Raw genomic sequence first — 12,685 nt, 5'->3', positions numbered from 1 at the left:
CCCCTCTCCCTTGAAGCGCCTGGAAGAATGGATAAGAAGAAGGTTGAGACTATGCCGTTGGCACCAATGGAAAAGGGTGAGAACTCGAATTCGTGAACTAAGAGCCCTTGGGCTCAAAGAACACGAAGTGTTCGAGATCGCTAACACTCGGAAAGGGGCTTGGCGTACGACAAGGACGCCTCAATTGCATAAAGCCCTTGGCAAAGCCTACTGGCTTAAGCAAGGGCTGAAGAGTTTAACGCAGAGATATTTTGAACTCCGTCAAGATTGGCGAACCGCCTAGTGCGGACCCGCATGCTAGGTGGTGTGAGGGGACGGGGGTTCGTCACCCCCTCCTACTCGATAGATGGATGACGGCAAGGTCTCCGCATCCATCAAAAGGGGATAGACTTAAAACTGTATTATATTAGAATTTTATTGATATTCCCCATTCGTTGCGATAGGATCAAAATAAACCGATAATTTTATTAATTATCAGCATGGCTTGAGAAGGGAGAATACATGAAACGATCGTGGTCCGAATTTGAGGCTTATGTCTATGAGGTGATGAAAAAGGAAAACATACCTGGGACGGCCGTGGCGGTCGCCGAGCGCAGCCGCGTCATATACGAAAAAGGGTTTGGGTACCGCGATGTCGCTCAAAAATTGGCGGTGACGCCGGAGACGATTTTCGGCATCGCGTCGGTGACGAAATCGTTGACGGCCGCGGCGATTTTGGTGCTTGAACAAGAAGGCCAACTCTCCGTGGACGACCCCGTCACGAAATACATACCGGAACTTGCGATTCCTAGTCTGGAACCGATGGATGAAATCCGAATTCATCATTTGTTGTCCCATACAACCGGATTGCCGCCGGTGAAACGGAATGAAAGCCTGAATCGCCTGCAAGAGCACGTGACCTATTTGAACGCGATAGCGCTTGAGAGATTGGGCAAGCCCGGCGAGTATTTTAGCTATTCCAATGATGCGTTTCTCTTGCTCGGTTTGATCATTGAACGCGTGACGGGCCGTTTATACCGCCGCTACATGACGCACCGCTTCTTGGAGCGCTTGGCGATGCAGCGCTCCACGTTCAGCTTGGAGGAACTTGGAAAATTTGAAAATGTGACGGTGCCTTATCGTTATAACAAAGAAACCCGCACCTATGAGGCGCAAGAATGGTCGAAACTCGGAAACTATGAAGTCGGCGGCGGGCTTCGCTCCAATGTATTGGATTTATTGAAATTCGGTCAGCTCCTTTTGCGCGAACCATATTTTTCGCGAATGTGGCAACCGGTTCACCCGGTGTTTCGCCAGACGAGTTATGGGTACGCTTTAACGGCTACGCCCTATGACGGTGTGACCCTCGTCCAGCACGGCGGGAGCCAACCGGGAGTCGCCGCAAATTTTGGATTGGTCCCTGAAAGGCAGCTCGTGATCGCGGTGTTGACCAATGCGTCCGGGGCTCCGGCCGAAGAGATTTGGCTGGCGGCGGCCAACACGGCTTTGGGCCGTCCGTTGGAACAAAAAGCCGCCGTCGAACCGGAATACCGCCTGTCGACCCGTGAGATGGAACGTTTTTTGGGAACGTACGCGTCGGAGGAAGGCGGCTGCTTGGACATTGTAAAAGATGCCGGCGAAATCGCCGCCCTGATTGATGGCGAACGCTATGCGTTGCGCGCCAGCGGCCCGCAGATACTCGTCATTAAAGCATGGGAATATCCCATTCCGTTTTACTTTGATGATTCCGGACAGCCTTGGGCGGTTTTGTTTGGAATGAGAATGTTGAGAAGAAAGTGATCCGTTAAAGTCTTAAAGGAGAAGAAGGATGTCGGTTCGAAGACGACAAGAAGCCCTCATAAAAGTGATCTTCCCGCATGCCAAAAGCTTGGTATGGCATGAAGAAGGGCAAAACAACGCCATCGTTTTTGTCGATCAAACGTGGGTTTTCCGCTTTCCCAAGCATGAAAGAGGGGAGGCGGAGCTCAAAAAGGAAATCCTATTTTTGCAAAAGTACGGTCAAGGACTCGGGCTGCCCGTGCCGAACCCCCATTTTTACAATATTGATAAAACCAAGGGGCCGTTTTATTCCGCCTATAGAAAAATCGCCGGCCGGCCCTTAACCAATGACTCGCCTTCGGAAGCCGATCGGGAGGCGTGGGCTGAGGCCTTGGGGCGCTTTCTCACACGCCTGCATCGCTTGCCGCTGACGTCGGAATTGCTCGCCGTCCTCGGTGAACCGGCCGCTCCGGTCAACGGATGGTCCGATTTTTTCGAACGTGTGAAAAAAATGTTGTTTCCTCACATGAGGCCGGACGCCCGAAAACGGGTGGAAAGCCTCTGCCGGGACATGATCGCTGCCATCTCAAAATCCAATGAGCCGTTGACCGTCATCCACGGCGATTTTGGCATGGGCAATATTTTAATCGATCCGGCCACGGGTCGCGTGAGCGGCGTCATCGATTTCGGCAGTGTGACGATCGGTGATCCCGCCTATGACCTGGCCTCCCTGATGGGAACGGAGGGGCGCGGCATGGGCGAAGCCTTCGTCCGGCGGATGGCGGCTTTCTATCCCGATTTGGAGGCCCAATTGGAACGGGCAAACCTTTATAGAAAAACGTTTGCTCTCCAAGAAGCACTGTTTGGTGCGGAACACGGCGATGAGCAAGCTTTTGCGGCCGGCATGGCGGCGTATCTTTAACGGCGAAAATGTGGGAGCCCAATGCTCGAAGCGGCGGTGCAACCGGCGGAAGAGAAGGGACGGCACCACGTCGTTTGGAAAGCGAATCGCTGCCTGAAACGAAAGCAAAACTTTTTCTTGATCATCGATACCGATGGCGGTCGTCATGCTTGCTGTTATCGACGATAAACTCGTGCCCATTTATTGGCAATCCCGTGCAGATGTCAACCGTCTTGAAAGCGCAAAGGAGGTCTATATGGCGCAGCACATCTATCTCATTCGCCATTGTCAAGCGGAAGGGCAAGCGCCGGAAGCCCCATTAACCGATAAAGGAAAAGCGGATGCCGAAAAGCTCGCCGACGCTTTAAAAGATAAAGCGATCGAAACGATTTATAGCAGTCCATTTGTGCGGGCGGTACAAACCGCAACGCCGCTGGCCAAACGCCTCGGGCTGCCGATCCGTACCGACGACCGCTTGGCGGAGCGCATCCTGTCCTCACAAGATCTGCCGGACTGGCTGGATCGATTAAAAGCGACATACACCGATTTGGATTTAAAGTTTGAAGGAGGCGAATCGTCGCGCGAAGCCATAGAACGGGCCTTCGAGGCGTTGAATCACTTGCTGGAAACGGGGGTTCGCTCGGCAGCGATCGTCACCCACGGGAATTTAATGTCGCTGATCCTCTATCATCTTGACCGCGCATACGGCTTCGCCGCGTGGGCCGCTTTCACCAATCCGGATGTTTATCTATTAACCTATGAAAACGGGCATTTTGAAATAAAAACGAGATTATGGACATAACATATATTATGTAAACTTTATGTTTCTTGAGGTCGCACCCGCCGATTCGGTCGTCATGCGCACCATAATATCGGCGCTGGATAATGCTTAAAAAACCCAACGATATTTTCCATCCTTCGGAAAAGGAGTCGAGCCCGTGAACGGCCAAACGTTGTTAACCCCACACATCATGGCTTGGGTCGAACAAGCTTTGCCGTCAAACGCCCGGATTCAAACGATCACAACGTTAAAAGGCGCCACGACCACGACGCTTTACAAACTCACGATATCGGAAACCGAAGCCTTGGTTTTGCGTGTTTATGATAACGAAGATTGGTTGAAGCAAGCGCCCGATTTGGCGCGCCATGAGGCGGAAAGCTTAAAACGAGCCGCCGCCTGCCCAACGCTGTCGGTTCTTACCCCGAGGATCATCCAAGTGGATGAAACCGGACGCGCCTTTGGCATGCCCGCGATTTTGATGAGCCATGTTCCCGGTCGCGTCGACCTCGCCCCGAAAAATCTTGACCTTTGGTTGAAAGAGTTGGCCCGCGCATTGGCCGAGCTGCATCAGATCGATCCGCAACACTTTCAATGGCAATACGGCCGATACATCGACGGCAAAGAGTTAAAGGTCCCGTCATGGGCCCGATATCCGGAAATATGTAAAAAGGGCATCGAACGGGTGAAGGAACAGCCGCCAGCTTACAAAGAGACTTTTATTCATCGGGATTTTCACCCGGTCAACGTGCTTTGGCAAGGCGAAAAGGTGAGCGGCGTCGTGGATTGGGTGAATGCCTGTCGGGGGCCGGCCGCCATTGACGTCGGCCACTGCCGGGTGAATCTCGTTTGCCTCTTCGGCGTGGAGGCGGCGGACGCTTTTTTAACCTATTATCGATCGTTCGCGCAACGTTCATGGGAGAATGATCCTTACTGGGATCTCGTTGCGTTCTTTGATTTTGCCTATCCGGGTCCGCCCGAGGTCTATGAAGGCTGGTCGGATTTTGGGGTCACTGGCCTCACGCGCCAAATGATCGCCGAACGCTTGGAACAATACTTAATCCGCCTTGTGGAAGGAGGACATTCCTAAAAGAAGCGGCAAGATCGCCTCGAACGCTGTTTTAACCGGTTCGCCGGCCCCGGGTTATATAAAAGTTCGTTCGCCCGCGCGCGCTGTGTTATAATGAGGCTTGCAGAAAAACAAAACGTTCATCTTATCGATACATCACCATAACGAGCCAGAAAGCGGGATTCGAGATGCAACAAGAGCAATCTTATCGTATTGAAAAGGACTTTTTGGGCGAGAAAAAAATTCCGGCGGACGCTTATTACGGTATACAGACGCTGAGAGCCACCGAAAATTTCCCGATCACCGGTTACCGCATTCACGAAGAACTCATCCGGGCGCTCGCCATGGTCAAAAAGGCGGCCGCTTTGGCCAACATGGAAACGAAACGGCTTCCGGCCCACATCGGCGAGGCCATCGTCGCCGCCTGCGACGAAATCATTGCCGGTCAATGGCATGACCAATTCATCGTCGACCCCATCCAAGGCGGCGCGGGCACGTCCATCAACATGAACGCCAACGAAGTGATCGCCAACCGCGCCCTGGAAATCATGGGGAAAAAGAAAGGCGATTATTTTCACGTGCGGCCGAACAGTGACGTCAACATGTCGCAATCGACCAACGACGCCTTTCCGACCGCCGTTCACATCGCCGTGCTTACATTGCTTGATCACTTGCTCGAAACGATGGAGCGGATGCGGGATGCTTTTGCCGAAAAAGCGAAAGCGTTTGATCCTTACATAAAAATGGGGCGCACGCACTTGCAGGATGCGGTTCCGATCCGGCTCGGCCAAGAATTCGAGGCTTATACCCGCGTGATCGAACGCGACATTCAACGCATTAAACAATCGCGGGGCCACCTTTACGAAATCAACATGGGCGCGACGGCCGTCGGCACGGGGTTGAACGCCGATCCCCGTTATATCGAAAGCGTCGTCAAACATCTCCGCGAGATCAGCGGTTATCCTTTGGTCGGCGCCGAAAACCTCGTCGACGCCACGCAAAACACGGACGCCTATACGGAAGTTTCCGCTGCTTTGAAAGTCTGCATGATGAACATGTCCAAAATCGCGAATGACTTGCGCCTGATGGCGAGCGGCCCGCGCGCCGGCCTCGGGGAAATCACGTTGCCCGCGCGCCAGCCCGGCTCCTCGATCATGCCCGGCAAGGTGAATCCGGTCATGGCCGAAGTGATCAACCAAATCGCATTTCAGGTGATCGGCAATGACCATACGATTTGTCTCGCTTCGGAAGCGGGCCAGCTCGAACTCAACGTCATGGAGCCGGTGCTCGTCTTTAACTTGTTGCAATCGATTTCCATCATGAACAACGGCTTCCGCGTCTTCACGGAATACTGCGTCAAAGGCATCGAAGCGAATGAAGAAAAGATGAAGGAATACGTGGAAAAAAGCGTCGGCGTCATCACGGCGGTCAACCCGCACATCGGATACGAAGTCGCCGCCCGCATCGCCCGGGAAGCCATCCTGACCGGGCAATCGGTCCGCGACCTTTGCCGCAAATACGACGTCCTCTCCGATGAAGAGTTGGATTTGATCCTTGATCCGTATGAGATGACCCATCCGGGCATCGCGGGCGCCTCGCTTCTTGAGCGGGATTAAACCGACGGCGGTTGGAAATTGAAGTGTTCTTGGACAAGGTTGGGCAGCATGGTCATGCCCTACCTTGTTCTTTTATGGCCGGGTGCGGACGCTTCTCCAGTCCCGGAGGCGGACGCCGGATCATGCGAGAAAAAGATTCACTTCAACAAAATTGACCGGCGGTTTTGGATGCGCCGTCTTTCCTTTGTTTTAGGGGTCTCATGATCGAGGGTTAGAAGAAAAAAGAAGCGGGCCCGCCAACAGGCGCTGCCGGCTTCTTTCATTTTCCCATGTCACGCTTCGACGCTTCGGGTTTATCCTTCAACGAATCGTGATCGACGTGGCGGCTGCCTTCCAGCTCGCTGAGCAAATTGACGGCCACGCGCGCGCCGTCGCCGCTTGTAATGATCGTATGCACGCTCACGCCGCCGGCGGTTCCCGCCGCCCAAATGCCCGGTTGGGAAGTGCGGCCTTCGCCATCGACGGCGATGGTCTTTTTCACGTACGGTTCGACGCCGGGCTTTGTCTCAAGGCCGATCGTTTCGGCCAAGCGCGTATTCGCGCCGGTCGCCAGAATGACGTGTTTCGCTTCGTACACTTCGCCTCCTTCGGTGTGCGCTTTAAAAACGTCACCGTCTCTGACGATGTTGATGACGTTGGCCTTTTTAAATTCGGTACCGAAGCTTTCCGCTTGCTTGCGTCCGATGGCGACGAGGTCGCCGCCTGCGATGTCTTCAACGCCGTAATGGTTGCGCACCCACGCGCGCTGCGTCAAGCCTTTTCCATCATCCAATACGAGCGTTTTTTTGCCGGCTTTGCTCGTAAAAATGGCCGCGCTCTGACCGGCCGGTCCTCCTCCGACGATGAGAACGTCATACATCCAAAACCACCTCCAAGAAATCCGATCCTTTCCAGGCTCCCCTAAAATGGATGGAAAACCCGTCGTCTAATCCGGGTTGCTTTTTTCCATTATGCACCGCAGAACCGCCGATTTGTCAAATGAAAATGGACGAATTTGAAAGACAGCGCCGATGTTTCCGTGGGGTGATGCGATGGCTCCATTCGATAAGAGAAGAAATACATAATCGCCAAAATGTAAGCGCTTTACATAGTGGATAAATGCAAACTATAATGAGTTTAATAAGAATGCGAAATACGAGGCGCCGATTTCGTACGGTTTGGATCTTTTTTCATTCATCTCGAGAAATGGCCTTTAGCCGAACGAACGGTGCTCGAGCATAACGCCGGGAGGGGAGAAGATGGCGATAGCGGAAGGAACGTTACTGTGGGAACCGTCCGTCGAACAAATCGAACGTTCCAATTTAAAACAATACATGTCATGGCTTGGCGAGCGAAAAGGGCTTGTGTTTCAAGATTATCACGCGCTCTGGCAGTGGTCCGTGACCGATTTGGAGGCGTTCTGGGCGTCGATCTGGGAATATTTCGGCATCATGGCCAAAACGCCTTATGAAAGAGTGCTAGCGCAACGCGTGATGCCGGGCGCCAAATGGTTTACCGGCGCGACGTTGAACTATGCCGAACACATTTTTCGCGGGCGCGACCCGAATCGGGAGGCGATCCATTACGCCTCCGAAATCCGGCCGTTGCGCGCGCTGACGTGGCGCGATCTTCAAAACCAGGTCGCCGCGTTTCGCGCCGCATTAAAAGCGGCCGGCGTGCGTAAGGGCGACCGCGTCGTCGCGTACGTCGCCAACATGCCGGAAGCGGTCGTTGCTTTTCTTGCCGCCGCCAGCCTCGGGGCGATTTGGTCGAGCTGCTCGCCCGAATTTGGCGCGCGGAGCGTCATCGACCGGTTCAAACAAATTGAACCTAAAGTGTTGATCGCCGTCGACGGTTATCGTTACGGCGGCAAAGACTTCGATCGGACGGCAATCGTCGCGGAGATCAAGAAGGCCCTTCCGACCTTGAAACAAACCGTGATCATTCCTTATTTAAAACAAGGCGGCGCGGACGAGCGGCTCAGCGATGCGATCCTCTGGGATGATTTTACCGCCGGATACGACGGAGCGCCCTTGGGGTTTGAACCCGTCGCCTTCGACCATCCTTTGTGGATCTTGTACTCTTCCGGGACGACCGGCATTCCCAAAGCGATCGTGCAAGGGCACGGCGGGATTTTGCTGGAACATTTAAAAGCGCTCACCCTCCATACGGACCTCGGCCCCGACGACCGCTTCTTTTGGTATACGACGACCGGGTGGATGATGTGGAACTTTCTCGTCAGCGGTCTGCTCACCGGTGCGCAGATCATCCTTTATGACGGCAGTCCGAGCTATCCCGATTATGAAAACCTTTGGGCATTCGCCGAAAGGACGGGCATGACGGTTTTCGGAACGAGCGCAGGGTTTTTGACCGCTTGCATGAAAGCGGGCATCACGCCGGGCATGTCCCACGATCTCGGCCGCCTGCGCGCGATCGGTTCGACGGGGTCGCCGCTCTCGCCGGCCGGTTTTGAATGGGTTTACACGCATGTGAAAAAAGAGATTTGGCTGGCCTCGGTCAGCGGGGGAACCGATGTCTGTTCCGCTTTCGTTCTCGGCGCTCCGACCTTGCCGGTACGCGCCGGCGAAATTCAATGCCGAGGCCTGGGAGTGGCGGCATCCGCTTTTGACGAAGCGGGAAACCCCTTGATCGATGCCGTCGGCGAGCTTGTTCTAACCGAACCGCTCCCATCGATGCCGATTTACTTTTGGAACGATCCCGACGGCTCCCGCTATCGCAACAGCTATTTTAACATGTATCCCGGCGTTTGGCGCCACGGCGATTATTTAAAAATCACATCACAGGGAGGCTGTGTGATCTACGGCCGCTCCGACGCCACGATCAACCGCGGCGGCGTCCGTATGGGAACGAGCGAGATTTACGGCGCTGTCGAAAGCTTGCCGGAAATCAAGGACAGCTTGATCATCGACGTGCCCGTTGCGGACGGCCGCTCGTTCATGCCCTTATTTGTCGTGCTGGCGGACGGCGCGGTCCTGAATGAAGCTCTGATCGACAAAATCAAGCGCCGGATCCGAACGCAATGTTCGCCGCGCCATGTGCCCGACGCCATCTACGAAACGGCGGATATTCCTTATACGATCAACGGGAAAAAACTGGAGGTGCCCGTGAAAAAGATTTTGCTGGGCACGCCGGTTGAAAAAGCCGCCAATCCGGACTCGCTTAAGAATCCGAAAGCGCTCGACTTTTTTGTGACGTTCTCCCGAAAGTTCGCCGGCCAGTGACCTGCTATCGACGCGTGAAGCGCGGGTCATTCCTCACAACCACCTTCCGTGAAAGGAAAGGGGCCGGCGCAGGCCCTTTTCATCGTTGGACGATCTTCGATTTTGCAGGAAAACGGCGACCGTTTTGCGTCGGCTAATTCGCCCGCCGTGTCGGTTCCTTTATCGCTCTCCAATTTGCGTTGGGCTGTTTGAAATAATCGAGCACGGTCAAAACCGCAACGGCGAGAAAACAAACGCTTGAGATTTCAAACAGCGCGGCGGTTTCGACAAACGGCTTGATCGCGCCCATCACAAGCCCGCTCAGACCGATGCCGAGATCGATTGATGAAAAAAACATGCCGTTTGCGGTCCCGCTCCGCTCGCGGTCGGTTTTGGACAGGACCCAGGCTTGCAAAGCGGGGATGAGCGAGCCGTACCCCGCACCGAACAAAAGGCCGGAGATCGCCAAGTCTAAATTGTCATTGGCGTACGCCAACACCCACATGCCGACAAATGAAAGCAATGCACAAAGGCTGACCAGAGACCACGGTCCCTTTTTGTCATACCATTTTCCCGTGATGGGCCGCACGGCCGTGGCGCAAGCCGCATTAAAAATATAAAAAAGCGAAACTTGGTTCAGATGTTGTTCATCGGCGAAGATGACCATAAACGTGACGACCGCACCGTAACCAAACGCGGCCAGCAAAGTGATCAAGGCGGGATACCAGCCCTTTTTTTCTACCATCGCGCCAAAAAAATGAAAGTGTTTAAACGTGAGCTCTCGCTGACTCCATCCCGCCGGTTTCGGATAGGGGATCATCGCCAAAAGGATGAACGCAACAATGCCTAAAAGGACGGACAGCATGATTTGCGCCGTAAAATTATAATGTTGATAAACGTAAATGCCGACGCTCGGCGCGATGATCATGCCGATTGCGATGGCCAGGCTGTAATAGCCCAGACCTTCACCGATTCTTGAAGGCGGAACGAGGTCAACCGCCGCGGTTCCATTGGCCGTCGTCGACCATCCCCAGGCCAACCCGTGGATGAAGCGCAGAATCAGGAAGACGATGACGATTGGCAGCGCTAAGTATGAAGCGGTCACCGCGAGCAGGGCCGCGGAACCGATGAGCACGAGTTTCCGCCGTGGCGAATAACCCAAGATGTATCCGATAAAAGGGCGCATCAGCACGGCCGCGATGGAGAACAACGTAGTGACGAGACCGACTGCGACGCTCGAACCGCCGAGCGCATCGACTCTGGCCGGCAGCGTCGGAATGAGCATCTGAAAGCTCATAAACGTAAAGAGATTGGCGAAAACAAGCAGGATAAAAGGCTTTGTCCAAAGGCGCGGCTTCTTCTCCATGGGCAAAACTCCTTATATGTATGATCTTCGCTCGGCGCGAATCCGGTGCCGGCTTTTTATCTGCCTCCAAACGCCAAGCAAAAAAGAAAAGTCCAGCACGCAGCCTTGCGATGTTCCTGTTTTTAGCGTTTGCTCAGTATTATAAAACGCCGGAAGCGGCCAAACAAGATGTCAAAATGAATGGATCCGGCATGGTGCCCCCGAGCCTTGAACGATTATACATGTAGGTTCAACCATACGCGAGGAGCCGTTCCCCGTTTATCGAAGGAACATGTTCTGACAGCGAAAATGAGCGGCCAAGCGTTTTCAAACCAAAGTAATGGTTATCTTGACACCCTTTAAGCCTTGCGCTAAAATAGCTGAAAATTTCAATGAATCCCGCGGCGAACGCCCGATCGCGACGTTCACTCATCCGGACTGGGCTGCCGGGATCTTACGGAAAGCCCGATTCACCCGCAACCGGATCCGAGCGAACCGTCGGCAACTCTGGTATTGCCGAAATCAACGGTAAACGCGGCGGGCGCAAGAAAAAGGTGGCACGGAAGGGGGAGGCTGAATGAACATTATAGAATATGAGAATGTCCGTTCTTTTTTTAACGCCGTCGAACCCTTTTTGTCCGGCGATGAAGTTGTCCACAACTTGCCGCTTGGCTTGCTTGCCTCGTTGGCGGGGCGCGATGCGACAGGAGCGGATGAACAGCCGTACATGGCGCTTGTGGAGGAAAACGGGGCGGTTCAATTGGTGCTTTTGATGACGTCCGGCCAAAACCTCATCCTCGCCGGGGAAAATCACCCTGAGGCGCTTGCCGCGGCTGCAGATCACCTTTCGGCAAATGGCCCGGACATTCCCGGCGTGATCGGTGTGGCGGATCTGGCCGAAGCGTTTGCCGACCGTTTTTCGCTCCGAACCGGTTTGGAAGCGACCGTCCGGATGCGGCAGCGCATTTATCGCTTAGACCGGGTCGAAACGATGGGAAACGCGTCCGGCTTCCTGCGCGTGGCGACGGAGGACGATGTCGAGATAATCGGCCGCTGGCTGATAGATTTTGAAAAAGAAGCGCTGGGTCTCTCGACATCAGAAGAAGAGGCCCGGATTCGCGCTGAACGCGGCGTCAAGGACGGCTCCATCCACATTTGGGATGACGGCGGGCCGGTTTCCATGGCGAAGCGTTCCCGTCCGACCCGGCGCGGCATTGTGATCAATATGGTGTACACTCCTCCCGAGCGAAGGGGGAGAGGCTATGCCACGAGCGGCGTGGCTGCCCTCAGCCAGAAATGTTTGGATGACGGCTATGATTTTTGCAGTCTTTATACCGATCTTAACAATCCGACCTCCAACGGGATTTATCAAAAAATCGGTTACCGTCCCGTTGCGGATTCATTGGTTTACGCCTTTGACCGGAAGCCAATATTAAAATAAGCGATGAAACACGATTCGTTTTGCTTGCGATGTCTGTATGGGCCGCCACAAAAGGCGGTTTTTTTACGAATTTTTAAGTTTATAATGGAAAGCGATCAAGACGCATTGAGGCTGAAGAGATTTTATTGAGGTTTTCCGCAGGATGCCTCCTTGATGAACACGCCAACTTTGTAAAGACAACAAAAATTGTCGCGGGTTTTTCAAGTGTAGGAGTAAAATTATTGTGGGAGCAAGAATAGGAATAAAAGTTAATATATGTAAATTAACCTTGGCGGATGTGTTGGCTTTTAATCCAACATCATCTGCCAAGGCCACCAAGCAATAGCGCGATAGGGGAATGCAGAAAAAACAAGAAATGAGGGCCTCTTTTTTGTACAATGAGTTTGTCCAAAAAAACCGTACAAAGGAGGCCCTCACATGGGACATTATAACCCGAAATACCCGACTTTAGAAGAGCTTGAACGCCATGTCTTTCAGGTGTTACAGGAGATGTTTGGCAAGGTTTTGACGATGGTTTTGGAACAGATGGATGCCGAAATCGCCGAAGCGCGGGATAAACGTCGCTTTCGCTTGAAAG

General features: G+C 53.7%; 11 protein-coding genes. 9 read left to right on the top strand and 2 right to left on the bottom strand.

The features are described 5' to 3' along the window. The first annotated feature begins 501 nt into the window (after positions 1-501). The 5 genes from CCB157_RS12330 (at position 502) to aspA (ending at position 6,122) form a co-directional block, all read left to right on the top strand. On the top strand, positions 502-1,779 hold the full coding sequence (locus tag CCB157_RS12330) for a serine hydrolase domain-containing protein (RefSeq protein ID WP_077616189.1): 1,278 nt from the start codon (positions 502-504) through the stop codon (positions 1,777-1,779). 28 nt (positions 1,780-1,807) lie between these two features. After that, entirely contained in the window at positions 1,808-2,680 is an 873-nt protein-coding gene (locus CCB157_RS12325; RefSeq protein ID WP_077616188.1) for a phosphotransferase family protein, read from the top strand. 145 nt (positions 2,681-2,825) lie between these two features. Continuing rightward, positions 2,826-3,461: a histidine phosphatase family protein gene (locus CCB157_RS12320; protein WP_238594701.1), complete on the top strand. Its 636-nt coding sequence runs from the start codon at positions 2,826-2,828 to the stop codon at positions 3,459-3,461. Positions 3,462-3,597: 136 nt separating this feature from the next. Continuing rightward, entirely contained in the window at positions 3,598-4,527 is a 930-nt protein-coding gene (locus CCB157_RS12315; protein WP_077616186.1) for a phosphotransferase family protein, read from the top strand. Positions 4,528-4,694: 167 nt separating this feature from the next. Next, positions 4,695-6,122, top strand: coding sequence for an aspartate ammonia-lyase (gene aspA, locus CCB157_RS12310; RefSeq protein ID WP_077616185.1), 1,428 nt, complete (start codon positions 4,695-4,697; stop codon positions 6,120-6,122). A 259-nt stretch (positions 6,123-6,381) separates the two neighbouring features. On the opposite strand, the gene CCB157_RS12305 is transcribed toward aspA, so the two are convergent. Then, complete coding sequence (locus CCB157_RS12305; protein ID WP_077616184.1) at positions 6,382-6,981, bottom strand: NAD(P)/FAD-dependent oxidoreductase; 600 nt, start codon at positions 6,979-6,981, stop codon at positions 6,382-6,384. A gap of 379 nt (positions 6,982-7,360) precedes the next feature. Here CCB157_RS12305 and CCB157_RS12300 point away from each other — a divergent pair, with 379 nt between their 5' ends. After that, a complete protein-coding gene (locus CCB157_RS12300) occupies positions 7,361-9,343 on the top strand; it encodes an acetoacetate--CoA ligase (protein ID WP_077616183.1) in 1,983 nt (660 codons plus the stop codon). A 133-nt stretch (positions 9,344-9,476) separates the two neighbouring features. On the opposite strand, the gene CCB157_RS12295 is transcribed toward CCB157_RS12300, so the two are convergent. Then, positions 9,477-10,688, bottom strand: coding sequence for an MFS transporter (locus CCB157_RS12295; protein WP_077616182.1), 1,212 nt, complete (start codon positions 10,686-10,688; stop codon positions 9,477-9,479). Here CCB157_RS12295 and CCB157_RS12290 point away from each other — a divergent pair. From CCB157_RS12290 to CCB157_RS18380, 3 genes are all read left to right on the top strand, one after another. Next, on the top strand, positions 10,661-10,915 hold the full coding sequence (locus CCB157_RS12290; RefSeq protein ID WP_143287036.1) for a hypothetical protein: 255 nt from the start codon (positions 10,661-10,663) through the stop codon (positions 10,913-10,915). The two genes, CCB157_RS12295 and CCB157_RS12290, sit on opposite strands and share 28 nt — an antisense overlap. A 329-nt stretch (positions 10,916-11,244) precedes the next feature. Beyond that, positions 11,245-12,108: a GNAT family N-acetyltransferase gene (locus tag CCB157_RS12285; protein WP_077616180.1), complete on the top strand. Its 864-nt coding sequence runs from the start codon at positions 11,245-11,247 to the stop codon at positions 12,106-12,108. Between the two features lie 417 nt (positions 12,109-12,525). Next, positions 12,526-12,685 (top strand): UPF0236 family transposase-like protein (locus tag CCB157_RS18380; protein WP_193432298.1); only part of this gene is annotated, 160 nt, incomplete at its 3' end.

Origin of the sequence: Caenibacillus caldisaponilyticus (assembly GCF_002003465.1) — a bacterium.
Lineage (GTDB): Bacteria > Bacillota > Bacilli > Bacillales > Sporolactobacillaceae > Caenibacillus > Caenibacillus caldisaponilyticus.
The sequence above is the reverse complement of the archived record's forward strand: the minus strand, read 5'-3'. Positions and strand labels throughout refer to the sequence as shown.

What these genes read in the sequence shown, in the direction of transcription:
- CCB157_RS12330 (WP_077616189.1), top strand. Translation starts at nt 502, where the DNA reads ATGAAACGATCGTGGTCCGAATTTGAGGCTTATGTCTATGAGGTGATG.
- CCB157_RS12325 (WP_077616188.1), top strand. Translation starts at nt 1,808, where the DNA reads ATGTCGGTTCGAAGACGACAAGAAGCCCTCATAAAAGTGATCTTCCCG.
- CCB157_RS12320 (WP_238594701.1), top strand. Translation starts at nt 2,826, where the DNA reads ATGCTTGCTGTTATCGACGATAAACTCGTGCCCATTTATTGGCAATCC.
- aspA (WP_077616185.1), top strand. Translation starts at nt 4,695, where the DNA reads ATGCAACAAGAGCAATCTTATCGTATTGAAAAGGACTTTTTGGGCGAG.
- CCB157_RS12305 (WP_077616184.1), bottom strand. Translation starts at nt 6,981, where the DNA reads ATGTATGACGTTCTCATCGTCGGAGGAGGACCGGCCGGTCAGAGCGCG.
- CCB157_RS12300 (WP_077616183.1), top strand. Translation starts at nt 7,361, where the DNA reads ATGGCGATAGCGGAAGGAACGTTACTGTGGGAACCGTCCGTCGAACAA.
- CCB157_RS12295 (WP_077616182.1), bottom strand. Translation starts at nt 10,688, where the DNA reads ATGGAGAAGAAGCCGCGCCTTTGGACAAAGCCTTTTATCCTGCTTGTT.
- CCB157_RS12285 (WP_077616180.1), top strand. Translation starts at nt 11,245, where the DNA reads ATGAACATTATAGAATATGAGAATGTCCGTTCTTTTTTTAACGCCGTC.